This is a genomic window from Allorhizocola rhizosphaerae (assembly GCF_003426775.1).
Classification (GTDB): Bacteria; Actinomycetota; Actinomycetes; order Mycobacteriales; family Micromonosporaceae; genus Allorhizocola; species Allorhizocola rhizosphaerae.
Genome location: NZ_QJUG01000064.1, coordinates 1 through 24,307, shown reverse-complemented (window position 1 = coordinate 24,307; position 24,307 = coordinate 1). Strand labels below are relative to the sequence as shown.

Annotated in this window: 26 protein-coding genes and 3 pseudogenes; 17 read left to right on the top strand and 12 right to left on the bottom strand. The window is 67.2% G+C overall.

Going from position 1 to position 24,307, the window contains the following annotated elements:
- The first annotated feature begins 2 nt into the window (after positions 1 to 2).
- The 4 genes and pseudogenes from DM816_RS16000 to DM816_RS44500 form a co-directional block, all read left to right on the top strand.
- Entirely contained in the window at positions 3 to 935 is a 933-nt protein-coding gene (locus DM816_RS16000; RefSeq protein WP_162907514.1) for a phosphotransferase family protein, read from the top strand.
- Entirely contained in the window at positions 928 to 1,704 is a 777-nt protein-coding gene (gene uppS, locus DM816_RS15995) for a polyprenyl diphosphate synthase (protein ID WP_117211033.1), read from the top strand. Before DM816_RS16000 ends, uppS begins: the two co-directional genes overlap by 8 nt.
- Positions 1,701 to 1,973 carry a hypothetical protein gene (locus tag DM816_RS15990; protein ID WP_117211032.1) on the top strand — a complete coding sequence of 91 codons (273 nt, stop codon included), beginning with the start codon at positions 1,701 to 1,703 and terminating at the stop codon, positions 1,971 to 1,973. Before uppS ends, DM816_RS15990 begins: the two co-directional genes overlap by 4 nt.
- Positions 1,974 to 2,052: 79 nt before the next feature.
- Positions 2,053 to 2,517 (top strand): annotated as a pseudogene (locus DM816_RS44500) (SigE family RNA polymerase sigma factor); the annotation flags it as partial.
- Positions 2,518 to 3,796: 1,279 nt separating this feature from the next.
- Here DM816_RS44500 and DM816_RS15980 read toward each other — a convergent pair.
- Together DM816_RS15980 and DM816_RS15975 are read right to left on the bottom strand one after the other, a co-directional pair.
- Positions 3,797 to 4,351 (bottom strand): hypothetical protein, encoded by a 555-nt coding sequence (locus DM816_RS15980; protein WP_117211030.1) that lies wholly within the window; start codon positions 4,349 to 4,351, stop codon positions 3,797 to 3,799.
- Positions 4,352 to 4,481: 130 nt separating this feature from the next.
- A complete protein-coding gene (locus DM816_RS15975) occupies positions 4,482 to 5,699 on the bottom strand; it encodes an NADP-dependent isocitrate dehydrogenase (protein WP_117211029.1) in 1,218 nt (405 codons plus the stop codon).
- 67 nt (positions 5,700 to 5,766) lie between these two features.
- Here DM816_RS15975 and DM816_RS44495 point away from each other — a divergent pair, with 67 nt between their 5' ends.
- Both DM816_RS44495 and DM816_RS44490 read left to right on the top strand, forming a co-directional pair.
- Entirely contained in the window at positions 5,767 to 5,964 is a 198-nt protein-coding gene (locus DM816_RS44495; RefSeq protein WP_246001969.1) for a hypothetical protein, read from the top strand.
- Positions 5,913 to 6,281, top strand: a pseudogene (locus DM816_RS44490) (MBL fold metallo-hydrolase); the annotation flags it as partial. The gene DM816_RS44495 and the pseudogene DM816_RS44490, both read left to right, overlap by 52 nt.
- Here the strand turns inward: DM816_RS44490 and DM816_RS44485 are convergent.
- The 4 genes from DM816_RS44485 to DM816_RS15955 form a co-directional block, all read right to left on the bottom strand.
- Positions 6,279 to 6,434: a hypothetical protein gene (locus DM816_RS44485; protein WP_246001968.1), complete on the bottom strand. Its 156-nt coding sequence runs from the start codon at positions 6,432 to 6,434 to the stop codon at positions 6,279 to 6,281. The pseudogene DM816_RS44490 and the gene DM816_RS44485 overlap by 3 nt on opposite strands.
- A gap of 21 nt (positions 6,435 to 6,455) precedes the next feature.
- The gene (locus DM816_RS15965) at positions 6,456 to 6,818 is read right to left on the bottom strand and encodes a VOC family protein (RefSeq protein WP_117211028.1); all 363 of its coding nucleotides are present in this window, start codon (positions 6,816 to 6,818) and stop codon (positions 6,456 to 6,458) included.
- Between the two features lie 48 nt (positions 6,819 to 6,866).
- Entirely contained in the window at positions 6,867 to 7,493 is a 627-nt protein-coding gene (gene ung, locus DM816_RS15960; RefSeq protein ID WP_246001973.1) for a uracil-DNA glycosylase, read from the bottom strand.
- 129 nt (positions 7,494 to 7,622) lie between these two features.
- Positions 7,623 to 8,465 carry a bifunctional methylenetetrahydrofolate dehydrogenase/methenyltetrahydrofolate cyclohydrolase gene (locus DM816_RS15955; RefSeq protein ID WP_117211026.1) on the bottom strand — a complete coding sequence of 281 codons (843 nt, stop codon included), beginning with the start codon at positions 8,463 to 8,465 and terminating at the stop codon, positions 7,623 to 7,625.
- Positions 8,466 to 8,885: 420 nt separating this feature from the next.
- Between DM816_RS15955 and DM816_RS15950 the strand changes: the two genes are divergently transcribed.
- The 5 genes from DM816_RS15950 (at position 8,886) to DM816_RS15930 (ending at position 14,481) form a co-directional block, all read left to right on the top strand.
- Positions 8,886 to 10,499, top strand: a complete 1,614-nt coding sequence (locus DM816_RS15950; protein WP_117211025.1) for a peptide ABC transporter substrate-binding protein — start codon at positions 8,886 to 8,888, stop codon at positions 10,497 to 10,499.
- 100 nt (positions 10,500 to 10,599) lie between these two features.
- Entirely contained in the window at positions 10,600 to 11,523 is a 924-nt protein-coding gene (locus DM816_RS15945) for an ABC transporter permease (protein ID WP_117211024.1), read from the top strand.
- Complete coding sequence (locus DM816_RS15940) at positions 11,516 to 12,451, top strand: ABC transporter permease (protein WP_246001967.1); 936 nt, start codon at positions 11,516 to 11,518, stop codon at positions 12,449 to 12,451. The genes DM816_RS15945 and DM816_RS15940 overlap by 8 nt, the downstream gene beginning before the upstream one ends.
- A gap of 4 nt (positions 12,452 to 12,455) precedes the next feature.
- A complete protein-coding gene (locus tag DM816_RS15935) occupies positions 12,456 to 13,487 on the top strand; it encodes an ABC transporter ATP-binding protein (RefSeq protein WP_117211022.1) in 1,032 nt (343 codons plus the stop codon).
- Positions 13,468 to 14,481, top strand: a complete 1,014-nt coding sequence (locus DM816_RS15930; RefSeq protein WP_117211021.1) for an ABC transporter ATP-binding protein — start codon at positions 13,468 to 13,470, stop codon at positions 14,479 to 14,481. The genes DM816_RS15935 and DM816_RS15930 overlap by 20 nt, the downstream gene beginning before the upstream one ends.
- A gap of 108 nt (positions 14,482 to 14,589) precedes the next feature.
- Here the strand turns inward: DM816_RS15930 and purH are convergent, their stop codons facing one another.
- On the bottom strand, positions 14,590 to 16,164 hold the full coding sequence (gene purH, locus DM816_RS15925) for a bifunctional phosphoribosylaminoimidazolecarboxamide formyltransferase/IMP cyclohydrolase (RefSeq protein WP_117211020.1): 1,575 nt from the start codon (positions 16,162 to 16,164) through the stop codon (positions 14,590 to 14,592).
- On the bottom strand, positions 16,128 to 16,733 hold the full coding sequence (gene purN, locus DM816_RS15920; RefSeq protein WP_117211019.1) for a phosphoribosylglycinamide formyltransferase: 606 nt from the start codon (positions 16,731 to 16,733) through the stop codon (positions 16,128 to 16,130). Before purN ends, purH begins: the two co-directional genes overlap by 37 nt.
- A gap of 567 nt (positions 16,734 to 17,300) precedes the next feature.
- On the opposite strand from purN, the gene DM816_RS15915 reads away from it, so the two are divergent.
- Positions 17,301 to 17,540 carry a DUF4190 domain-containing protein gene (locus DM816_RS15915; RefSeq protein WP_117211018.1) on the top strand — a complete coding sequence of 80 codons (240 nt, stop codon included), beginning with the start codon at positions 17,301 to 17,303 and terminating at the stop codon, positions 17,538 to 17,540.
- Between the two features lie 164 nt (positions 17,541 to 17,704).
- Positions 17,705 to 17,971, top strand: coding sequence for a CD225/dispanin family protein (locus DM816_RS42585; RefSeq protein WP_162907513.1), 267 nt, complete (start codon positions 17,705 to 17,707; stop codon positions 17,969 to 17,971).
- Between the two features lie 40 nt (positions 17,972 to 18,011).
- On the opposite strand, the gene DM816_RS15905 is transcribed toward DM816_RS42585, so the two are convergent.
- Complete coding sequence (locus tag DM816_RS15905) at positions 18,012 to 19,313, bottom strand: cell division protein PerM (protein WP_117211016.1); 1,302 nt, start codon at positions 19,311 to 19,313, stop codon at positions 18,012 to 18,014.
- 81 nt (positions 19,314 to 19,394) lie between these two features.
- Between DM816_RS15905 and DM816_RS15900 the strand changes: the two genes are divergently transcribed.
- A complete protein-coding gene (locus DM816_RS15900) occupies positions 19,395 to 19,664 on the top strand; it encodes a DUF4190 domain-containing protein (protein ID WP_246001966.1) in 270 nt (89 codons plus the stop codon).
- Complete coding sequence (locus DM816_RS15895; RefSeq protein ID WP_117211014.1) at positions 19,661 to 19,948, top strand: hypothetical protein; 288 nt, start codon at positions 19,661 to 19,663, stop codon at positions 19,946 to 19,948. Before DM816_RS15900 ends, DM816_RS15895 begins: the two co-directional genes overlap by 4 nt.
- Positions 19,949 to 19,961: 13 nt before the next feature.
- Here DM816_RS15895 and sucD read toward each other — a convergent pair whose 3' ends face one another.
- The 3 genes from sucD to icmB all read right to left on the bottom strand — a co-directional run bounded on the left by sucD (position 19,962) and on the right by icmB (position 22,809).
- Positions 19,962 to 20,846 carry a succinate--CoA ligase subunit alpha gene (sucD, locus tag DM816_RS15890; protein WP_117211013.1) on the bottom strand — a complete coding sequence of 295 codons (885 nt, stop codon included), beginning with the start codon at positions 20,844 to 20,846 and terminating at the stop codon, positions 19,962 to 19,964.
- Between the two features lie 6 nt (positions 20,847 to 20,852).
- Positions 20,853 to 22,028, bottom strand: coding sequence for an ADP-forming succinate--CoA ligase subunit beta (gene sucC, locus DM816_RS15885; RefSeq protein WP_117211012.1), 1,176 nt, complete (start codon positions 22,026 to 22,028; stop codon positions 20,853 to 20,855).
- A gap of 376 nt (positions 22,029 to 22,404) precedes the next feature.
- Positions 22,405 to 22,809: a coenzyme B12-dependent isobutyryl CoA mutase small subunit gene (gene icmB, locus DM816_RS15880; RefSeq protein WP_117211011.1), complete on the bottom strand. Its 405-nt coding sequence runs from the start codon at positions 22,807 to 22,809 to the stop codon at positions 22,405 to 22,407.
- Between the two features lie 156 nt (positions 22,810 to 22,965).
- Between icmB and DM816_RS15875 the strand changes: the two genes are divergently transcribed.
- Both DM816_RS15875 and DM816_RS15870 read left to right on the top strand, forming a co-directional pair.
- Positions 22,966 to 23,685, top strand: a complete 720-nt coding sequence (locus DM816_RS15875; protein ID WP_246001965.1) for a M23 family metallopeptidase — start codon at positions 22,966 to 22,968, stop codon at positions 23,683 to 23,685.
- 281 nt (positions 23,686 to 23,966) lie between these two features.
- Positions 23,967 to 24,307 (top strand): annotated as a pseudogene (locus tag DM816_RS15870) (hypothetical protein); the annotation flags it as partial.

Genomic DNA, 24,307 nt, shown 5'->3' with positions numbered 1-24,307 from the left:
GGGTGCATGATGCGGCCCGGTGGCACCGATACCTGCGCGAGACCGGCTTCCCGCTGGCTGAGGCGCTCAGCAGCGGGATGGAGGGCCTGACGTTCACGCTCGGGCGTGGGCTCGTGGCAAAGGTCTGGTTTGGACGGTCCGCGAGCGACGTGCGCCCATTGGTCGCGTTCTACGAAGAATTGGGCCGGCAGTCACTGCCGTTCGCCACGCCCGACGTGGTCGAGGTGCGTGAGGTCGACGGGCGTGCGGTGACCATCGAGCGTTTCCTGCCCGGCGTCGCGCTTTCGGCTGCGCTCGACTCGGGCGCGGTGAAGTTGGCGGTCGCGCAGGACTGCGCCCTGCTCGTGCTGGAGGCGCTGGCGACGACCCAGGCAGGCCCGGCCGCCGAGGCGCTACCGGTGTTCAATGAGCGGTCACCGCTGCGGGCCAGGGCGGGGCAAAGCTGGGGCGAGGCGCTCGTGGCCCTGCTGCAACGCCGGTTGCGCCAATTCGGGCCGCAGCTGCGATCCGTGGTCACCGACTTCGACAAGAAGGTGGACCGGGTCTGCGAGCTGCTCAACGCGCTTCCACCCGCGCCACAGCAAATCGTGCACGGCGATCTGTGCTTGCCCAACGTGCTGGTGGATGAGGCCGGCCGGGCGCAGGCCCTCCTCGACTGGGGATTCCTGTCCACCAAGGGCGACCCGGCCTTCGACGCGAGCACCTTCGCCGGATTCTTCGACATGTACGGTCCCGAGGCGCGCCTGCGCGACGCGGAGCTGACGGAGCTCATCTGCGCCCGGCTCGGATATTCCAAAGAGTTGCTTATGTTGTACCGGGCGTACTACGCGATGATCGGCAGCAACGCCTACGGCCCGACCGGACAGGACTGGCACTTCGCGTGGTGTGTCGCCACCCTTGACCGGCCCGATGTCGCGGAGGCGCTGCATGGCTGACAGACGCTGGGCGCGGTTGGCCCATCGGCTCTACGCCGCTCGGCTGCGCGCACGGCTCACCGGCGCACCCTTTCCCCGGCACGTGGCGCTGGTGATGGACGGCAACCGGCGCTGGGCACGGCAGATGGGCCTGGGCGATCCGAAGCTCGGCCACCGGGCCGGCGGCGAACACCTGGAGCACGTCCTGGGCTGGTGCGCGGGCATGGGCATCCGGCACGTGTCGGTGTTCATCGCGTCGGTCGACAACATGCGCAAGCGCGACACGGACGAGGTCGACCACCTCATGCGGGTGATCGAAGACGTCGTCGCCGAGCGGTTGTCCCGGCCGGGAAGCCCTTGGCAGGTGCATTTGGCGGGCCGCTCGGATGTCCTGCCCGACACGACACGGCACGCGCTCAAACTCGCGCAGGAGGCGACTCGCGACCGGGGCACCGGGTTTCACGTGACTGTCGCGATTGGATACGACGGCCGCGAGGAGATAGCCGGTGCGGTGCGCCGCCTGCTGGAGGACGCGGCCCGCACGGGCGCCACACTCGACGACGTGGCGCAAGGCCTGACGGCGGAGGGGATCGCGGCACACCTTGACACGGGCGGGCACCCCGAGCCAGACCTCGTGATCCGCACCAGCGGGGAGCGGCGCATGTCGGGCTTCCTGCTGTGGCAGACGGCGCACTCGGAGCTCTATTTCTGCGACGTGTACTGGCCCGGCTTCCGGGAGATCGACTTCCTGCGCGCTTTGCGCGCCTATGCTGCGAGGCGACACACGTGAACAAGGATGTGCACGAGCTTGTCGCCCAATACCTCACCGACGTTGATGCGGCACTTCCAGGATTCGTCGAGATGCTCTACCTGACCGGTTCCGTTGCGCTGGGCGCGTTCCAGCCGGGCGTGAGCGACATCGAAGCGCTGATCGTCACGTCGCGCAGTCCGAGCCCGGCAGACCTGGCCGCCTCACTTGCCGATCGCGCACGGGCGCACCCATCGCCTTCACCGCAGCCGACGGCCGTGCCGCAGCGGACTCCATCGACGCGGTCGTGACAGACGCCCTGCGCCGCTGGGGATGATCCGAGGCCGCCAGGCCTCAACCATCCGCGCGGAAGCTAGCGTTCTCATTGACATGCGCGACCAAGACTTCCGCGAGTTCGTGACGTCGGCATCGCCCGCCCTCTCGCGTTCGGCTTACCTGCTGACCGGCGATCACCACCTGGCGGAGGATCTGCTGCAGTCCGCGCTGGCCAACGCCTACCGCCACTGGCGCCGGATCCGCGAGGGCAACCCGATCGCGTACGTGCGCCGCGCCATGCATCACGAGCAGATCTCGTGGTGGCGACGTCGCAGGCTGCCCGAGCTGCCGGTCGCCGACCTGCCCGAAACCCCCGACGTTGCGGTCGATTCGGCGCAGCAGACGGTCGAGCGGCTGGCCGTGGCCCAAGCGTTGCGGGAGTTGAGCCCGCGCCAGCGCGCAGTGCTCGTGCTGCGCTTCTACGAGGACCTGACCGAGGCCGAGACGGCCCGCGTGCTCGGCCTCACGGTCGGCACCGTCAAACGCCACGGCCACGACGGCCTTGCCCGCCTACGGGAGTCGTTGCAGGCCCAGGCCACGCAAGCCCGCACCTACGACGTGACCGACCGAGCCGTTGCCACCGCCAAGCGCCGCCGCCTGAACCGCCTGGGCTCGATCGCGGGCGCGATCGCCGCACTGCTCACGCTCCTGCTGTCGGGCCTGCCCGCGTGGCTCGCGGCCCAGATGCTGGAACCCGCGCACAGGACCGGCGTGCCGTCCATCCCGGATCGGGTGGCGGCTCCACCTCGGTACCATCCAACGGCCGAGAACGCCCCGGTGGGGCCGGCGTCTGTCCTCTTCGGCGGCACCGGCTGGCATCGTCTATCCGATTTGGACAATGAGGGCGACCTGGCCGTCGTGGGCGCCCACGCTGACGAGTATCGGATCATCCACGGCGGCTACGAGGTGCACGCCGGCACCGATGTCGTGCTCTCCCCCGATGGTTCCATGGTCGCGCAGCAGAGCGGCATGGACCCGCGTGGCTTCGGCGTGCTCGACCTGCGCACCGGCGAGGTGAAGTTCGCTACCCGGTTCGACCTTGGGGATCCCGTAACCGGCACGCCGGGTGACTACATCACCCCGATGGCCTGGTCACGCGACAGCAAGACGATCGCCATCCACGTGCGGGACGACCATGAGCAGGTCTATTTCGCCCTGTACGACGTCGCAAGCGGCGAGGTCACCAGGATCGATGGACCGATCGCCGGGATGCGCGGCTACGGCTTCGCGTTCAGCCCGGACGGCACGAGGTTCGCCTATCGCGAGTGGCGCATGGTCCGGGTCAGAGGCATGGATCTGTCGCGCCAATCCGTGTTCGAGATTCCCGACGGCGCCGAACTGGCGGGCAAGGGGGCATGGTCTCCGGACGGACGGGCAATCGCGCTGCTGACCCAGGTCCCCGGCGGGTGGGAGCTGGCCCTGCATGACATCACCGACGGCCGGCGGCTCGATGGTCGCGTATGGACGGTCAAGCAGGATCACGCTGCGATCAGGCTGGTGGGCTGGAGCCCGGCCGGCAACCCGGTCGTCGTCGCCCATGTGCAAGAGTCGTGGGATCGAGACCGGGGCCTCGACACCATAAGCTACAACTCCACCCACTCCGCCAACGTTCTGGAGCTCACGCCGGACGGGCCGCGTGCCCTGCTCACCGCGCCACGGAACATCATGTCCATCGACGTGGCCGAGGACGCGATCGCCACCGGCGTTGTCCGGCCCGCCCAGCCTCCCACCTGGGGTCTGCTGTCTGCCGGCACGCTCGTTGCCGGTCTCGCGTCGCTCGCGGTCGTCGTGATGTGGCTCAGAAGGCGATGGCTGCTGCGAGGCTTGCGGTGATCGCCAGCGGACCGAACACGAGCGCGCTGCGCCGGGCCCGCGCGATCAAATCATCAAACTGCGCGGTCGACGCCATCATGACCACGAGCGCGACCGCCCACACCACGAAAACACCGAGCAAGGCCCATGCCGTGGCGGAGGCGGCGTCCGCCAGACCGGGCGCGCCGAGCATGGCCTCCCACTCGGCCGTCGTCATGCCGCGTGGCCGGCTCATCGCCACCGCCCCCGCGAGCCCCGGCACGAGCAACAGCAACGCGAGCACGCGCACGACACGCGACCGGGTGGGCGCCGCGAGCAAAATCAGGCCCGCGAGGGGCACGGCATAACCGGCCCACGCCAGCAGGCGTGGATCCACGGGAAGCGCCGCCCACAGCTCGGCGTGTCGGCTTAGGAAGGTGCCACCGAACACGCCCAGCCCAGCGACCACCGCCAGCAGCACGAGCAGCACTACAGCACCCCGGATCCGCTGCCGGGTCGAGGGCTCGCGCCGGTGCCGCGCGGGCGAATCGAGGGGGTACATGGCCGTATCTCCTGGCTCGTGCTAAGCAACTCGCGGCGACCGCCCCTAATGGGCGACGCCGCACAGCGTACTAGCAGCACAAACGCCCGCCAACCCCTGGTCAGCGGGCGTTTGCGGGAAATCCCGGAAACTACGCGGCGAGCCGCTTGGCCAGCGCCTGGTCGAGCGTGTTCATGAACTCGTCGGTGCTCTGCCACGGCGCGTCCGGCGAGATGAGGATCGCCAGGTCCTTGGTCATCGCGCCGCCCTGCACGGTGTCGATGATGACCTGCTCCAGCGTGTCGGCAAAGTTGGTCACCGCCGGAGTGCCGTCGAGCTTGCCGCGGTGGGCGATGCCGCGGGTCCACGCGAAGATCGAGGCGATCGGGTTGGTGGAGGTCTTCTGGCCCTTCTGCCACTGGCGGTAGTGCCGGGTGACCGTGCCGTGCGCGGCCTCGGCCTCGACCGTCTTGCCGTCGGGCGTCATGAGCACGGAGGTCATCAGGCCGAGCGAGCCGAAGCCCTGCGCGACCGTGTCGGACTGCACGTCACCGTCGTAGTTCTTGCAGGCCCACACGAACCCGCCCTCCCACTTGAGCGCGGCCGCGACCATGTCGTCGATCAGCCGGTGCTCGTAGGTCAGGCCCGCCGCCTTGAACTGCTCGGCGAATTCGGCCTCGAAGATTTCGGCGAAGATGTCCTTGAACCGGCCGTCGTATGCCTTGAGGATCGTGTTCTTGGTCGACATGTACACCGGGTAGTTGCGGGCCAGGCCGTAGCGGAACGACGCGCGCGCGAAATCGCGGATCGACTCGTCGAAGTTGTACATGCCCATGGCCACGCCGCCGCCGGGGAAGTCCGCGACCGTGAGCTCGATCGGGTCGCCGCCGTCGGTGGGCTGATAGGAGATCGTCACCGTGCCCGGACCGGGTACCACAAAATCGGTCGCCTTGTACTGGTCGCCGTGCGCGTGACGGCCGATGATGATCGGCTTGGTCCAGCCTGGCACCAGCCGGGGCACATTATTCATGATGATCGGCTCGCGGAACACCACGCCGCCCAGGATGTTGCGGATCGTGCCGTTGGGCGACTTCCACATCTTCTTCAGGCCGAACTCCTCGACCCGAGCCTCGTCCGGCGTGATCGTGGCGCACTTGACGCCCACGCCGTGGCGCTTGATGGCGGTGGCGGCGGCGATCGTCACCTGGTCGTCGGTGGCGTCCCGGTGCTCGATGCCGAGGTCGTAATACTCGAGCTCGATGTCGAGATACGGCAGGATCAGCTGCTCGCGGATCTGCTTCCAGATGATCCGGGTCATCTCGTCGCCGTCGAGCTCGACGACTGGGTTGTTTACCTTGATCTTCGCCATGTCGATGGGGCTCCCTTGTCGTTCGGCTTAGCAGTACGAGCGTACTGCATGCTCCACGATTGCCGACATGGGATCCCCGGCCACCGTCGTCCCACTCTTCGACGGCGAAACGAAGTTCTTCAAGACACGCGCGGAAGCGTTTCCCACCGCGACACCGGAGCACTGGGCGGCCGCCGACGCGTTCGACCCCGGCGCGGTCGGCCCGGCCGGTGAGTGGGTGCTGCGCATCCGCGCCTCGCGATCCGCACCCACGACGAGCGCGTGATCATCGTGGACACGGGGGTCGGGCTGACCTCGTCATGGGCACCCGCTCCGGGGCAACTGCCGGAGTCGCTGCGCGCGGCAGGCATCGACCCCGCCTCCGTCGGGCAAGTCGTCCTCACGCACCTGCACACCGACCACATCGGGTGGGCGCGCGACGGCCTGTTCCCGAACGCGGACATCTTCCTGCAGCGCGCCGAGCTCGACTGGATCGAGCCGGCCCTACCGGAGGACCAACTCGTGCTGCTCGACGGCGACACCCAACTGGCCGAGGGGGTCTGCATCGTCGCGACCCCCGGCCACACGCCCGGCCATCAGTCAGTGCTCGCCGGCGACATGCTCATCACCGGCGACCTGCTCGTGCACGCGCTCCAACTGGTGCACCCCGAGCTCGAAATACGCCCTCGAAATGGACCCCGACCGGGCCCGCGAGTCGCGCATGACGTGGCTGACCCAGGCACGAGTCCTGGCCACGCCCCACCTGACCGAGCCCTTCTACGAGTTGAGCTGAAGCACGGCCCCCACGTTGTCCTCTGTGTCGGTGAAGTACGCGACGAACCCGATCCCGATGGCCTGCTTCGGGCGCAGGATCTTGCCACCGTTGGCCTCGATCCTCGCGAGCGCGGCGTCGATGTCGGCGACCCGCACACTCACGCCAGGAGCGATCCACGGCTGCCCGCGCGTGACGAGCCCGCCGTTGATCCCCTCCTTGCCGCCCTCGCCCACGGTATTGATCACCGTGTAGCCGTACTCTCCATAATGGACGATGTCCCAGTCGAAGACGCTCTCGTAGAACGCCTTCGCCCGGATCATGTCATCAGCGGGTATCTCGAAGTGGATCACAGGATTGTCAGCCATGCCCGCATCCTGTCCAATCCCACTCGAGTCCGGTTCAAGACGCCGGGTTCACGACCAGGCGACCTCGCCCCGGCCCGCCTTGGTCAGCGCCTCGCGGATCTGCGAGAAGTGCCTGCAGCCCAGGAACCCGCGCGGGTTCATCGGGCTCGGGTGACCCGCCTGCAGCACGACGTGTTGCGGGTTGCGCACCAGCGCCGCCTTCTTGCGCGCGTAGCTGCCCCACAGCACGAACACCACACAGAAAGGCGAGTCGTTGACGGCTTTGATGGCCGCGTCGGTGAAGTGCTCCCAACCCTTGTCGGCGTGGCTCGTCGGCTGTCCGGCCCGGACGGTCAGCACCGCGTTGAGCAGCAGCACGCCCTGGCGCGCCCACGGCGTGAGGTCCCCATTGGACGGTGGCTTCACACCCAGGTCCTCTTCGAGCTCCTTGTAAACGTTGCGCAGGCTCGGCGGCACGGACACCCCCGGCCGCACGCTGAAGCTCAGCCCGTGCGCCTGACCCGGCTTGTGATATGGGTCCTGGCCGAGGATCAGCACCCGCGTCTGCTCCGGCGAGCACAACCTGAACGCCGTGAACAGGTCTTCCTTCGGCGGATAAACGGTCTGCGACGCGTATTCGGACTCCACAAAGGACGACAGCCGCGCCAGCACATCCGGGTCGAGATGCGGCTTCATGACATCGCGCCACTGCGCGGGCAACAACTCCAGCAGATCCACGTTGAAAAACTCCGTTCAGGCGAAGCCGTGATCTTCGCGTGGCAGGGGACCTCCGCGGAGCGGACCGCGCCTGCCACTGCGCGGGATTCAGGCCCCAGCCAACTCGACTACGTTCGTCAGTAGCATCGCACGCGTCATCGGACCGACTCCGCCGGGATTGGGTGACACGAATCCGGCCACCTCAACGACTTCCGGGTGCACGTCGCCGGCCAGTTTGCCGTCCACTCGCGACACTCCGACGTCGAGCACGGCCGCGCCCGGCTTCACCATGTCGGGCGTCACGATGCCCGGCACGCCCGCGGCCGCCACGATGATGTCCGCGTTTTTCGTGTGCGCGCGCAGGTCCCTGGTACCGGTATGGCAAAGGGTGACCGTCGCGTTCTCACTCTTCCTCGTCAGGAGAAGCCCCAGCGGCCGTCCGACCGTGACTCCCCGACCTATCACCACCACTTCCGCTCCTTTTAGCGGTACGCCGTAACGCCGCAGCAATTCGACGATCCCCCGCGGTGTGCAGGGCAGCGGCGCGGGCACCCCGAGCACGAGCCGCCCGAGGTTGATCGGGTGGAGCCCGTCGGCGTCCTTGACCGGGTCCACGAGCTCCAGCACGCGCTGCTCGTCGAGTCCCTTGGGCAGGGGCAGCTGCACGATGAACCCCGTGCACGCCGGGTCGGCGTTGAGCTCGGCGACCGCCCGCTCGACGTCGGCCTGGCTCGCGTCGGCGGGCAGGTCGCGCCGGATCGACTCGATCCCGACCTCGGCGCAGTCGCGGTGCTTGCCATTGACATACCAGCGCGAGCCCGGATCGTCGCCAACCAACACGGTGCCGAGGCCGGGCACGACCCCTTCCGCGCGCAGCTTGGCGACGCGCTCGCGAAGGTCGGCTTTGATCTGCGCCGCGGTGGCGACGCCGTCCAGAACGGTGGCTGTCATGCAGGCAATGCTTTCACCACTCACCTTGCACCGCCGTAGGAGGGGCGGCCATGGGCTCAGTCCCGGTTCGGTTCATGATTACCCAAAGTGATCGTGACGTGGATTACGCCGTGTGTGGAATCCAACATTTGGGACGGCAAAATACCCCAAAGCATGCGGGCCTTCCCGAGAAGGCCCGGATTCGATGCCAAATCTTGATCGGGCATAATATCTCATATCCGTTCGAAAGGCGGTCGGCATCTAATACCAAAGATCGGGCGTAATCCGCAAGTATCACTGCCTCGATTAGTCGCCAAATCGTGACCTTCAAGAGTGGTGACCGGCGCAACTTCGTCCTACCTTTGCCGGATGTTGCACTGCGTGACGTAGGCCGATCAACGGGCCGAGTCGCGGGTGAGACGTAGTTAATGAGGAGGCTCAATGCACGTCCGCAGGCTCGCTGCCTGGGTCGCACTCCCGCTATCGGCTTCGCTGGCCCTCTCGGCCTGCGGCACGGGCGGCGACACCGGCAGCTCTGACGGTGTGGTTTCCATCGGCATCGCCGAACCACAGCACCTACTTCCCGGCAACACCCACGAGACCAGTGGTGCGCAGGTGATGGCGGCGCTCTACACCCCGCTGATCGAATACGACGAGAACAACAAGCCGTATGAGGTCGCGGCCGAGAGCGTCAGCACCACCGACAACAAGACATGGACAATCAAGCTCAAGAGCGGTTGGACGTTCCACAACGGCGAGCCGGTCAACGCCGATAGCTTCATCAACTCCTGGAACTTCACCGCATATGGTCCGAACAAGCAGGACAACGGTTACTTCCTGACCCGCGTTGAGGGCTACGCCGACCTGAACCCGACCGACGCCAACGTCACGCCGACCGCGAAGACCCTCACCGGTCTGAAGAAGGTGGACGACACCACGTTCACCGTCACGCTGTCGGAGCCGTTCAGCGAGTTCAAGACGATGCTCGGCTACACCGCGTTCTACCCGCTGCCCAAGGCCGCGTTCCAGGACCCGGCCGCCACCCCGCTCGTGCTCAAGCCCGACTTCGAGCAGGCGCCGATCGGCAACGGCCCGTTCAAGATCAAAGGGGTGTGGCAGCACGACCAGCGGATCGAGGTCGAGCGCTACGCCGACTACAAGGGCACCCAGCCCAAGATCGGCGGCGTGAACTTCCCGATCTACCAGAACACCCAGGCCGAGTACGCCGACCTGCTCGCGAACAACCTCGACGTGGTCAAGACCATCCCGACCGAGTCGCTGTCCACCGTCCAGGGCGACCTTGGCGAGCGGTTCCAGCAGTCGCCGGCGTCGAGCTTCCAGTTCCTCGCCTTCCCGACCTTCGACCCGCGCTTCAGCAAGCCGGAGGTGCGCAAGGCGATCTCGCAGGCGATCGACCGCGAGGAGATCGTCAAGGCCGTGTTCCAGAACTCGCAGAAGGCCGCCTACTCGTTCGTGTCGCCGGTGGTCGCGGGCTACCGCGACAAGACCTGTGGCGCGGCGTGCGAGTTCAAGCCGGCCGAGGCCAAGACCGCCTACGAGGCCGCGGGCGGCCCGAAGGACATCAACATCACCTACAACGCCGACGGTGGCCACAAGCAGTGGGTCGACGCGACCTGCAACCAGCTCAAGGCCAACCTGGGCGTGAACTGCGTGGGCACGCCGGAGGCCAAGTTCGCCGACCTGCTCCAGAAGGTCGAGGACAAGCAGCAGGTGGGCATGTTCCGGCTGGGCTGGATCATGGACTACCCGTCCATGGAGAACTACCTCGGCCCGCTGTACTCCACCACCGGTTCGTCGAACTACTACGGCTACAGCAACCCCCAGTTCGACACCCTGGTGAAGGAGGGCTCGGCCGCGGCGACGCAGGACGAGGCGATCAAGAAGTACCAGCAGGCCGAGGACATCCTGGCCCGCGACCTGCCGGTGCTGCCGCTGCGCTTCGGCCAGAACAACTTCGGTCACTCCACCAAGGTGAAGAACGTGACGATCGACCTGTTCCAGCGGGTGGATCTCACCAAGATCGAAATGGCCTGAGATTCAGGTGACACCCTGCGCGCCGGTGGTGCCGGTCTCGTAACCGAGACGGGCACCGCCGGCCGCGCGCGGTACCAAAGACTCTAGAGAGAACCCGACGATGTTCCGCTACCTAGTGCGCCGATTGCTCCAGATGATTCTGGTCTTCGTCGCCACCACCTTCATTGTGTACTCGCTGATGTACGCGACGGGTGGCGACCCGATCCAGGCGCTGGCCGGCGAGCGCCCGGTCAGCCCGACCCAGCGGGCCCAGCTCATCCGGGAATACGGGCTCGACCAGCCGTTCCTGGTGCGCTACTGGAACTACCTGAGCGGCCTGCTGCAGGGCGACTTCGGCAAGAGCCTCACCGGCCGCGAGGTCAGCGACATCATCGCGCAGGCCCTGCCGCCGACGATCCAGCTGGCCGCCATCGCGATCGTCACCACGATCGCCCTCGGCGTGACCGTGGGCATCATCGCGGCCATCCGCCGGGGCGGCTGGTTCGACAACGCCACCCTCGTCTTCACCCTGATCATTATCGGGATACCCATTGTGGTGCTCGCGCCGCTGGCCCAGCTCATCTTCACGATCAAGATCCCGATCTTCCCGACGACGGCCACATCCGGTGATCTCTACGCGCTGCTGCTGCCCGGCATCATCCTCGGCGCGCTGTCGGTCGCGACCGCGATGCGCCTCACCCGGGCCTCGTTCACCGAAAACCAGCGCTCCGACTATGTGCGCACCGCACGCTCCAAGGGCCTGTCCAAGCGGCGGGTCGTCGGCGTGCACGTGCTGCGCAACTCGCTCATCCCGATCATCACGTTCCTCGGCATCGAGCTCGGCGCGCTCATGGCCGGCGCCATCGTCACCGAGGGCGTGTTCAACGTGCCCGGGGTGGGCTTCAACCTGTTCCGCGCGCTGCGCACCGAGGACGCCCCGCTCGTGGTCGGCCTGGTCAGCGTGCTGGTGATCATCTTCCTGGTGGCGAACCTGATCGTCGACCTGCTGTATGCCGTGCTGGATCCGAGGATTCGTTATGAGTGATCTAGAGTCGATCGCCACCGTCGAGACTCCGAAAACGCAGGAGCGACAGGGCGGGCCGGAATCCAAGCCCCGCAGCGCGACCGCCGACGCGTGGTACGAGCTGCGACGCAAGCCGCTGTTCTGGATCGCCGTGCTCATCACGCTCGTGGTGGTGGTGATGGCGCTGTTCCCGTCGCTGTTCACGCCCAACGACCCGGGCGCGTGCGCGCTGGGCCGGCGGCTGGCCGACCCGACCGGCGCGGCCATCTTCGGGTATGACGTGCAGGGCTGCGACGTGTTCGCGAAGGCCGTGTACGGTACCAGAAACTCGGTTTTGATCGGGTTTGGAGCGGCGTTCGTGGCGGGCGTCATCGCGATGCTGTTCGGGGTCACGGCCGGATACTTCGGGCGCTGGTGGGACGCGATCGTGTCGCGGGTCATCGACATCGTGCTCGGCCTGCCGCTGCTGCTCGCGGGCATCGTGTTCATGAAGCGGGTCAGCAACGCCGGGTGGGGCCAGAACGGGCGCATCACCGCGCTCATCTTCATCCTCGGCCTGCTGGGCTGGACCACCGCCGCCCGCGTGATCCGGTCGTCGGTCATCACGACCAAACAGCAGGACTACGTCGCGGCCGCGCGCATGCTGGGCGCGGGCAACGGCCGCATCATGTGGCGGCACATCCTCCCCAACGCGCTCGCCCCGTTCATCGTGATCATCACGATGGCGCTCGGGGCGTTCATCGCCGCGGAAGCCACGCTGTCGTTCCTCGGCGTGGGGCTGATCCCGCCGAGCCAGTCCTGGGGGCTGGACATCTCCGAGGCGCGCAATTACATGCGGGAGGACTTCGTGCCGCTGGCCGTGCCGTCGGCGTTCCTCGCCCTGACCGTGCTCGCCTTCATCATCCTGGGCGACACGATCCGTGAAGCCTTCGACCCCAAGCTGCGGTGACGAGATGACTGACATGCAAGTGGAGACGGCGCGACCGGTGGGCCGGCACCTGCTGGAGGTGCGGGACCTGTTCGTGGAGTTCCACACCCGCGACGGCGAGGCCAAGGTGATCAACGGGGTATCATACCACCTCGACCCCGGCGAAACCCTTGCCGTGCTTGGCGAATCGGGCTCCGGCAAGTCGGTCACGGCGCAGGCCATCATGGGCATCCTCGACATGCCGCCGGCGCGCATCCCGAGCGGGCAGATCCTGTACAACGGCGAGGACCTGCTGGCCATGCCGGAGGAGAAGCGGCGCGCCATCCGAGGCAGCGAGATCTCCATGATCTTCCAGGACGCGCTGTCGGCGTTGAATCCGGTGTTCTCCGTGGGTTGGCAGATCTCGGAGACGCTGCGCGTGCGCACCGGCATGTCCAAAGCCGACGCCCTGAAGCGTGCGGCCGAGCTCATGGATCTGGTGAAGATCCCGGCGGCCAAGGCACGCATCAAGGACTACCCGCACCAGTTCTCGGGCGGCATGCGGCAGCGCGTGATGATCGCGATGGCCCTGGCCATGGACCCGAAGGTGCTCATCGCCGACGAGCCGACCACCGCCTTGGACGTGACGGTGCAGGCGCAGATCATGGACCTGCTCGCCGATCTGCGCCGCGACCTCAACATGGGCATGATCCTGATCACGCACGACCTCGGGGTCGTGGCCGACGTCGCCGACCGGATCGCGGTCATGTACGCGGGCCGCATCATCGAACACGCCGACGTGCACGCCATCTACAAGCAGCCGGCCCACCCCTACACCGAGGGCCTGATCTCGTCGATCCCGCGCCTGAACAGCAAGGGCCAGGAGCTCGCCACGATCAAGGGACTGCCGCCCAACCTCATGCGGCTGCCCAGCGGCTGCAAGTACCACCCGCGCTGCCCCTATATGCAGCAGCCCATCTGCACCGATGTCGTGCCGCCGGCGCTCGACCTCGGCGGGGGCCGCACCAGCGCCTGCCACTTCGCGAAGGAGATGCTCGATGGCCAACTCCACCGGTGAGGTCATCCTCAGCGTTGACAACCTGGTCAAGCACTTCCCGATCACGCAGGGCATCCTGTTCAAGAAGAAGATCGGGGCGGTCCAGGCCGTCGACGGCGTGAGCTTCGAGCTGCACAGGGGCGAAACCCTCGGCATCGTCGGGGAGTCGGGCTGCGGGAAGTCGACGCTGGCCAAGTTGCTGATGCGGCTGGAGCACCCGACCGCGGGCCGGGCCGTGCTCAATGGGCGCGACATCTTCAAGCTCAGCGGTGGTGAGCTGCGCCGGTTGCGGCGCAACGTGCAGATGGTCATGCAGGACCCGTACACGTCGTTGAACCCGCGCAAGACCGTGGGCGACATCATCGGTGAGCCGTTCGAGATCCACACGGAGGTCGCGCCGCGCGGCGATCGGCAGCGGCGCGTGCAGGAGCTGCTCGAACTGGTCGGCCTCAATCCCGAGCACATCAACCGCTATCCGCACCAGTTCTCGGGCGGGCAGCGGCAGCGCATCGGCATCGCGCGGGCGCTCGCGCTCAAGCCGGAGATCATCGTGTGCGACGAGCCGGTGTCGGCGTTGGACGTGTCGATCCAGGCACAGGTCGTCAACCTGTTGGAGAAGCTGCAAGACGAGCTCAAGCTGTCGTACATCTTCATCGCGCACGACCTGTCGGTGGTGCGGCACATCTCCGACCGGGTGGGCGTGATGTACCTCGGCAAGATCGTGGAGATCGGGACCGAGGAGGAGATCTACGAGCGGCCGACACACCCCTATACCCAAGCCCTTCTTTCAGCGGTACCGGTGCCGGACCCCGACGCGCGGGCGCACCGCGACGTCATCCGCCTCGAAGGCGACGTGCCGTCACCGGCCAACCCGCCGTCGGGCTGCCGCTTCCGCACCCGTTGCTGGAAGGCCCAGGAGAAGTGCGCGCTTGAGGAACCCCTGCTGATCCGCCGCGCCGTCGAGCCCCACCCCTCGGCCTGCCACTTCGCCGAGCTCAAACACGTCGTCGCCTAAGCCGCGCGCAGAGGGTGGCGCCAGCCCTACGCGGGAAAGCGGGCAAAATCGCGGATCACCGCTCGGGTTCCTCCATGACATCCAGGAGCGCGGCCATACGGCGCCCCTCTAATGGTAAAAGTGGCGCGATCCGGTGAGGTACATGGTGATACCCGCCGCGTTGGCGGCCTCGATGGCCATCTCGTCGCGGATTGACCCACCCGGCTGCACGACCGCCGCCACGCCCGCGTCAATGAGGATCTGCAATCCGTCGGGGAACGGGAAGTAGGCGTCCGAAGCGGCGACCGCGCCCTTGGCCCGATCGCCCGCGCGCGCCACGGCCAAGCGCGCGGAGTCGACGCGGTTGACCTGCCCCATGCCCACTCCCACCGAGGCACCGTCGCTCGCGAGCAGGATCGCGTTGGACTTGACCGCCCGCACCGCCCCCCACGCGAACTCCAGGTCGTCCAATGTGGACTGGTCGGCCGCCTCGCCCGCCACGAGTCGCCAGTTTTCCACCAGATCACCGGGGGCGCTGAAGTCATCGCGGGTCTGTGCCAGGTACCCCCCGGATATCTGGCGAACCTCAACCACGTTGGGAGAGAAAGCCGGCGCGCGGAGAACGCGCAGATTTTTCTTTGCCGAGAGCAGGTCCACCGCACCGTCCTCATAGGACGGTGCCACGATGACCTCGGTGAAGATGTCGGCCAGCTGCTTGGCCAGCTCCACACTCACCTGGCCGTTGACGGCGATCACGCCGCCGAAGGCCGACACCGGATCACAGGCGTGCGCCTTGCGGTGCGCCTCGGCCACATCGGCGCCGACCGCGATGCCGCAAGGGTTTTGGTGCTTGATGATGGCCACGGCCGGGCGGTCGAAGTCGTGCACTGTGCGCCACGCGGCATCGGCGTCGAGGAAGTTGTTGTAGGACATCTCTTTGCCGCCCAGCTGTTGCGCCTGTGCGAGACCCGCGGCGCCGTCGGCCACGTAGAGTGCCGCCCGCTGGTGCGGGTTTTCGCCGTAGCGCAGCGAAGAAGCGCGGCGCAGCGCCAGGCCGGCGAAGTCGGGCCACCACTGCTCGCTGTCGGGCACGCTCAACTCCTGCGCGCACCACTGCGCCACGGCGACGTCGTAGGCGGCGATGTCGGCGAACGCGCGGGCCGCGAGCATGCGGCGCTCCTCAAGCGTGAAGCCGCCCCGCTCCACGGCGGACGCGACCAGGTCGTAGTACAGCGGCGAGGTGACGACCGCGACGCTGGCGTGGTTTTTGGCCGCGGCCCGGACCATCGCCGGTCCGCCGATGTCGATCTTTTCGATGCACTCCTCGATCGAGGCACCGGACGCGACGGTCTGCTGGAATGGGTACAGGTTGGAGATCAGCAGGTCGAAAGGCTCGATGCCGAGCTCGGCCAGCTGCCCTCGGTGGCCGTCCTTGCGCAGGTCGGCCAGCAGGCCCGCGTGCACCTTCGGGTGCAGCGTCTTGACCCGGCCGTCGAGCGTCTCCGGGAACCCGGTCACCTGCTCGACCCGCGTCACGGGCACGCCAACGGCTTCGAGCCGGTCCGCGGTCGTCCCGGTCGACACGATTTCCACCCCGTGCCGGTGGAGCAGCTCGCCAAGCTCCTCAATTCCGGTCTTGTCGTAGACGCTGATCAGTGCACGTCGAATCACGGGACAGTGACCTTTCTCCCTTTGACGGTCCAACCTTCGCGGGCCATCCGGCCGACGTATTCGACCAGCTGCACCCGCTCCGCTTCCTTGATCCGCTCGGTGAGTGTCGGCTCGGTGTCGTCGTCGAGCACCGGCACCGCGACCTGAGCGATGATGGCCCCGGTGTCGACTCCTTCGTCGACGATGAAAAGCGTTGCGCCGCTTATCTTCACACCATAGGCGAGCGCGTCGCGCGGGCCGTGGATGCCCGGGAACGACGGCAGCAGCGCGTTGTGCGTGTTGATGTATCGCCCACCGAACCGGTTGAGGAACGCGGGCCCGACAAGCTTGAGGAACCCGGCGGAGATCACCAAGTCGGGCTCGTGCTTGGCGACCATCTCGGTGAACGCCTCGTCCCACGCGGCCCGCGTTTGGAAATCGCCCACGCGGGCATAAAACGTGGGTACCCCGGCTGTCTGCGCACGATCGAGCCCGGCGATGCCATCCCGATCGGCGCCGACGGCGACGACCTCGGCCCCATAGGCCGGGTTGCGAGACGCGTCGAGCAGCGCCTGGAGGTTGGTGCCGGAACCGGAAATCAAGACCACGAGGCGGGTTGCCACCTCATGACCCTATCCGGCGGCCATGCGCCTGGTGAGGTGGGGTCGTCCCGGTAAGATCCGGCCAGGTAGGTTGAAAAAGAGTTATAAGGTACGAAAAGGGAGCCCACATTGACTCAACCGCCCGACAACGCGTCGCACCCGAATCCACAGCCGGACCCGGACGTGCCGCCGACGCCCACCGAGCCCGTGCCCCCACCGCCGGACGAGCGGCCATATCCGAACGCCACGTTCCCGGAGCCCCCGGGACCCACACCACCGCAACCGCCCACTCCGCCCCAACCGCCGATGCCACCACAACCGCCCACCCCGCCGGTGCCGCCAACGCCACAGCCGCCAACGCCTCCGACACCACCTTCACCGGTGCCGCAGCCCCCGGGCCCGACTCCACCGGGCCCGCCACCGCCGCCAACCCCAACACCGCCAATCCCCCCTCCACCAGCTTCGGCTGGTGGAGCCGTTTATGGGCAGCCCGCACCGCCGCTGACCCCGCCCGGCCCACCGGTACCGCCCACCGGAGGCGGTGACGCCAAACGCAATCTGCTTGGCTGGCTCTCAGTCGTCTTCGGTGTGCTGGGCACCGGATGCTGCTGCTGCCCGTGGCTCAACGGCTGGCCGTTCCTCGGCGGCATCCCGGCCGTCGTGCTCGGCGTCCTGCACCTGCAGAAGGTGAAGAAGGGTGAGGCGACAAGTGCGTGGCTTGGCTGGGTTGGCATCATCCTCGGCGTGCTCGCGCTGATCGGAGCGATTGTCGGGCTCACCACCAACTGGGGTGATCGGATCCAGACCGAGTACGACCGTCAGTTCTGAGACCCTCACTGTCCGCCAGGGGCGTCCCTTTTGGACGTCCCTGGTCCGCATTTAGGTCGGAAAAGGGTATTGACCAAGCCCATCAACGTCGCCAACATGAACGCCTGAGCTTGCGCCGAGGCGGCGCCAGCGAGCTCCCTATTCGAACCATAAGGAGAAACCAAGTGACCACCCCCTCGACCCCGGTCAACAACAACCTTGGCTGGGGTATCGCCGGCCTGATCCTGTTCTGGCCGGTCGGGCTGTTCGCCCTGATCAAGGCAATTCAGGTGGGTAGCAAGCAGGCCGCCGGTGACATCGCGGGCGCGCAGGCCTCCGCGGACAGTGCCAAGAAGCTGGGCAAGATCGCCGTGATCGTCGGCGCGGTGCTGATCGTGCTGTACTGCCTGATCTTCGTCGTTCTCGGCGCCATGATGAGCTCCACTTCCTGACGCTAATAGGCAGGAGGCGGGCGGCTTAGGCCGCCCGTTTTTACTGTCTATTGCGGACATACGCGCCGGCGATGCCGAGCGCGCCGCCGAGTCCGATCGCGACGGTTGCAAACAGCGCGACCTGCCAGGGCACCGCGCCGATGGGGAAGGGCCGCCCGCCGTCGAGCCGCCCGCTCGCCGCGAACACCATGGCACCGCACAAAATCCCGGCCACAATCCCGCCCACGCCGGCCGACCCGAACATCCGCACCCAGTGCGGCACCGGCACGATCGTGTCGCCCGACCTGGTCCGACGCGGCCGCAACCGGCGGCGCACCATCAACAGGTTGGCCACGACGCCGGTCACGGCGGGCATGGCCATCAGCAACCAGAGCGGGCCGTGCAGCGCACCGCTCGGCAGGGCAGCCAGCACGGGCAGTGCCGGCATCTCGCCCACCGTCAGGCCGACCGGCTGCACGACCGTGTCGGTGCCGACGATGAACCCGGGCCCGAGCAGGTAGGCCACCGCCCACGCCGCCATGTTGGGCGCGAACGCCAGACAGACCAGTGTCACGCCGGCCTGCCCGGCGAGGCCGGACGGGTACGCGTCGAAAATCTGAGTCGCCTCTCTCCCGCTGATCGCGATCGCCAGCCCGGTCAGGCCCGCGCCCGCCCCGAGCAGGAGCAGTGCGGCCACCACACCGGTGCGCACGCCGTCGCGCACGATGACGGGGATCGCGCGGGCGATCACCCGCAGGGCGCCGGTCGTCCTGAGCGAACCGAGCAGCGCGGCGATGGACCCGACGGCGAAGCACGCGAGCGTGGCGCGCCACGGCGTCAAGCCGATGTCGGGCCGCCGGATCGTGAGCGCCGCTGCGAGCCCGAGGAGTCCATAAACGACACCGATCGCGAGCGCCACCTTGGCCGCGAGCCACAGGGATCCGGTGTCGCGCGCGCCGATTCCGCGCGCTGTGTGCACGCCCGCCCGGCTGAGCCGCCACACCGCGAGCAGCGCGATGGACAGCGGCGCGAGGCTGAGCCGCCCGATGCCGGTCTGCAGTGGCACCCCGTGCGCAAGCAGCCATCCGGCCAGCGCGATGGGCACCTCCGGCCCGCTCGGCCGCTGGCCGAGGCTGATCCGGGCGAGCAGGACCAGAATGATCACCGCACCGACGCTGAGCAAGGCCGCCCACAGCGTGTTGACCACGGCCGCCACGACCAGCGGGGCCCGCCTGCGCCTGGGCGGTGCCGTCGGCCGTTGCCCTGCCGGGATCCTGACCGTGGGCATCGCGGCAAGCTCGTCGTCCGACGGGCGACGAGGTGGGCCGATGAGGCCTGCCTGCGCGTTGTCAGGGGTGGTCATTGCGACCTAGCAAATCACAAAGCGGCCCGCATAACCACGAAGTTGCCTCGTCGCCGGTTATGCGCCGTTTAGTCTGCTTGCATGACATATACACCACCACCAACACCACCACCCCCGCCGCCTCCCGAGCCCGCGAGCGCGGTGCCGGCCGGCAAGGACAACACCAACCTGTTCGGGTGGATCGGGATCATCGGTGGCCTCTGCTGCGGCCTGATCGGGATCATCTTCGGCACGCTGTCGATCCTGCAGGCCAAGAAGTGGGGGAACTCGCCCGTGCTGGGCTACATCGCGATCGCTGTCGCGCTCGTCAACATCGTCGCCGGCGCCATCTGGAATGCGAACCGAACATGACCGACTTCTCGCAGATTCCCACGACTCCGCCGAAGAAGGACAACACTCAGCTCTTCGGCATTCTCGGCATCGTGCTGGCGCTCGTGTGCTGCCCGCCCCTCGGCATCCTGTTCGGTTACCTGTCCATGCAGGAGGCCAAGAAGGCGGGCAAAGACGAAACGCTCGGCAAGGTCGGGTTCTGGCTCGGCATCGCGATGACCGCCGTCTCAGTGATCGGTGGCATCCTCGCTCTGTGCCTCGGCGGCTTCGGCTCGATGAACTGGAACAACGACCCGGGCTACTGAAGCGTCGGTGGGCTCAGCGGCCCATGACCTCACGCATGAGGCGTGCGGTCTCCGAGGGTGTCTTGCCAACCTTGACGCCTGCGGCTTCCAATGCGACCTTCTTTGCCTCTGCGGTACCGCTTGAGCCTGAGATGATCGCGCCGGCGTGTCCCATGGTCTTGCCGGGCGGGGCCGTGAAACCGGCGATGTAGCCCACCACGGGTTTTGTCACGTTGGCCTTGATGAACTCGGCGGCCCGCTCCTCGGCGTCGCCGCCGATCTCGCCGATCATGACGATGGCCTCGGTCTCCGGGTCGTCCTGGAAGGCGGCCAGCGCATCGATGTGGGTCGTCCCGATGATCGGGTCGCCGCCGATGCCCACGCACGTGGAGAAGCCGATGTCGCGCAGCTCGTACATCATCTGATAGGTCAGCGTGCCCGACTTGGACACCAGCCCGATGCGGCCGGAGCCCGCGATGTCGGCCGGGATGATGCCCGCGTTGCTCGCACCCGGCGAGGCGATCCCCGGGCAGTTGGGCCCGATGATGCGAGTGCGGTTGCCGGTCGCGACGGCGTGCGCCCAGAAGGAAGCCGTGTCGTGCACGGGCATGCCCTCGGTGATCACGACCGCGAGGGGAATGCCCGCGTCGATGGCCTCGATGACCGCGCCCTTGGTGAACGCGGGCGGCACGAAGATGACCGTCACGTCGGCGCCTGTCTGCGCCATCGCGTCGGCGACCGTGCCGAAGACGGGAACGTTCGTGCCGTCGATGTCGACGCTCGTGCCCGCCTTGCGCGGGTTGACCCCGCCCACGATGTTGGTGCCGGCGGCCAGCATCCGCTTGGTGTGCTTCATGCCCTCAGAGCCGGTCATGCCCTGCACGATGACGCGGGAGTCCTTGGTGAGCCAGATAGCCATGTCAGTTCACTTCCCAGCAGCCGCGAGCTCGGCGGCGCGCTTGGCCGCACCGTCCATTGTGTCCACCCGCTCGACGAGCGGGTTGTTGGCGCCGTCCAGGATCGCCCGGCCGGCCTCGGCGTTGTTGCCGTCGAGCCGCACGACCAGCGGCTTGGTTACGGCCTCGCCCCGGCTCTCCAGCAGCGCGAACGCGTTGATGATGCCGTTGGCCACGGCGTCGCACGCCGTGATGCCACCGAACACGTTGACGAACACGCTCTTCACGCTCGGGTCGCTGAGCACGATCTCCAGACCGTTGGCCATCACCTCGGCGCTGGCACCGCCGCCGATGTCGAGGAAGTTGGCCGGCTTCACGCCGCCGTACTCGGACCCGGCGTAAGCCACAACGTCCAAAGTGGACATGACCAGGCCCGCGCCATTGCCGATGATGCCGACCTCTCCGTCGAGCTTGACGTAGTTGAGGTCCTTCGCCTTGGCGGCCTGCTCCAGCGGGTCGACCGCGGACTTGTCCTCGAGCGCGGCGTGGTCGGGGTGGCGGAAGTCGGCGTTGGCGTCCAGCGTCACCTTGGCGTCCAGACACAGCACGCGCCCGTCGGCCACCTTGGCCAGCGGGTTGACCTCCACCAGGGTCGCGTCCTCGGCGACGAACGTCTGCCACAGCTTGACCGCGATCTGTGCCACCTGGTCGGCCACGTCGGCCGGGAACTTTGCGGCGGCAACGATCTCACGCGCCTTGGCCAGGTCGACGCCCTGCACGGCATCAATCGCGATCTTCGCGACCTGCTCCGGCGTCTCGGCCGCCACCTGCTCGATGTCCATGCCACCCGCGACGCTCGCGATGCACAGGAACGTGCGGTTGGCCCGGTCCAGCAGATAGGAGAAGTAGTACTCCTCGGCGATGTCCGCGGTCTCGGCGAGCATGACCCGGTGGACGGTGTGCCCCTTGATGTCCATGCCGAGGATCTGGCTCGCCTTTTCTAACGCCTCGTCGGGGGTGGCTGCGAGCTTCACGCCGCCCGCCTTGCCCCGGCCGCCCACCTTCACCTGGGCCTTGACGACAACGCGGCCGAGCCGCTCCGCGAGGGCCCGGGCCTGTTCCGGGGTTTCGGCGACACCGCCGGCCAGCACGGGCAGGCCATGCCTCTCGAAGACATCGCGCCCTTGATATTCAAACAAGTCCACGGGCGCAGCCTAGCCGCCCCGCCTCACCTCGGCGGATGCGCGGTCATCGGTTTGTGCAGGAAACCACAGGGGCGGGCGTAACCCCCTCCCGGTGGTCTCGTTAGGAGTGATGTCAGCCTGCTGAAAGCCGAACGGCCGAGGCGTGGGTGGCACAAACGGCCGATGCCCTGTCGGTCGAGGGGTGGCGGCGGGGCGTCGTGCATAGAGGAGCCGGGCTTGTGAGGGGTGAGTCCGGCTCCTCCCTAATTGTTTTTTCTGGTACGCCTTGGGGCCGTGCCGCTCGGGTCGTGCCCGCAGCAGACGCCGCCCGAGCTCGGCAGAATGTGCCAACTTTGTGCCAGGAGATCTCGCGTCGCGCGTGTCGCGCTTGCCGCTTTTAGGCGGGCTGTGTCGCCACATTGCCGCGCACCCAGTCCACTATGGACTGAGTGGTCGCCCCCGGCGTGAAGACCTTCGCCACGCCGAGCCGCTCCAGCTCAGGGAGGTCGGCGTCGGGAATGATGCCCCCGCCGAACACGACGATGTCGCCCGCGCCGCGCTCACGCAGCAGCTCGACCACCTTCGGGAAAAGGGTCATGTGCGCGCCCGACAGCACCGACAGGCCCACCGCGTGCGCGTCCTCCTGGATCGCGGTCTCCACGATCTGCTCGGGTGTCTGATGCAGACCGGTGTAGATGACCTCCATCCCGGCGTCACGCAGCGCCCTGGCCACGACTTTTGCACCTCGGTCGTGCCCGTCGAGCCCGGGCTTGGCCACCACTACGCGGATCCGTGCTGTCATGACCTGAACGTTAACTCACCCCACTCGAACCCACATAAGTAGTTGCGTGGTTACAGGGCAGAACTTGTGTCAACCCCTAGGGGTTAGTTACGTTGTCCGGCAGTGCTCCCCACACGGCACTAAGAGACGCTGGTGCCGCCGACTAGGAGGGTGTGCGTGCAATACAGACCCGAGCTGTTACGGGAGAGCGATCGCTATCGTGGTCGCCGCCGGGCACCAACGCCGGCACGTGGCCGCTACGCAGCTGTCATCACCACAGCCTTCGTCGGTGCGGGAATAGTCGCTTTTGGAGCGGGTGCCGGTCTCACCGACGCCAAGGTTGATTCCCTCACCTCCGACGCCTCAGCTTTGGCCGACGCGTCCAATCAGCGCGACCTCGCGGCCAACCGCCCGGGTCGAAGCAACGGGGAGAAGAGCCTCAACAGCTCCATCAACCGTGCTCCCGAAAACGCGTGGGTGCTCCCCATGAACGGTTACCGGGTCACGTCCGGCTTCGGCCAGCGGTGGGGCCGACTGCACGCCGGTGTGGACCTCGGCGGCATCAGGGAGGGCACGCCGGTCTACGCGGTGCGTGACGGCAAGGTCATCCTCTCCCGGTGGAACGGTGGCTACGGCTACAACGTGGTGATTGACCACGGCGACGGCATCACGACCGTCTATGGCCACGCCAGCAAGCTGCTGGTGAAGGAAAACCAAGAGGTCAAGGCCGGCGACACCATCATGCTGGCGGGCAATTCAGGCCACTCCTTTGGTGTGCACCTGCACATTGAGGTCCGCAAGGACGGCAACCCGCTGGAGCCGATCAAGTTCTTCCGCGAGCACGGCGTTGACCTCTATCTGGAGACCGAGGCGATCTTCGGAGATGTCTCCGGTTAGGCAGACTGAGAGTTAACCTCGCATTCGCCGCCTATTCATATTGGAATGGGCGGCAATGTCGTATTTGAAGGTGCGTATTCACGCGCTGAGCGCCCCAGAAGAGGTGGCGCAGATCACGGTAGCCCCTAGGGGACACCCGGAGAAGGCGCTACGAAAGTAGGACATAAGCACGGTCCCAATTGACCGTTTTGCCGGTCACAAAATCCGCCTTCGGTTGGCCATACAAGCCGCGAGCAGGCACTATGGCTCGTCCGTGTCAACGGAGACCGGAGGGTTCCCCCGTGCTTCTGAAAAAGATCAAAGAGTTTTTGAGCAACAATCGCCTCGGCACCCCCGCCGTACGCGACAGGGTCCGCAAAGGACTCGCCGGCCGCTCGCGGCAGGTAGTGGCAATGGCAACCCTCGCCGGAGTCGCCGCCATCGGCCTCGCAGCCGCCACCCTCGACAACACCCCCGCCGGGACTTCCCCGGCCCTGTCAGCCGAGGCACAAAACGAGCGTCTTGAGGCGCTCGACCGGGCCAACCGCGCGATCCGCGAGTCGGCCTCCCCCCAGGCACTGGCCGCCACCCCCACCCAGTCAGCCACCCCCTCGGCCGCAGCCCCCGCGACCACCACCCCCGC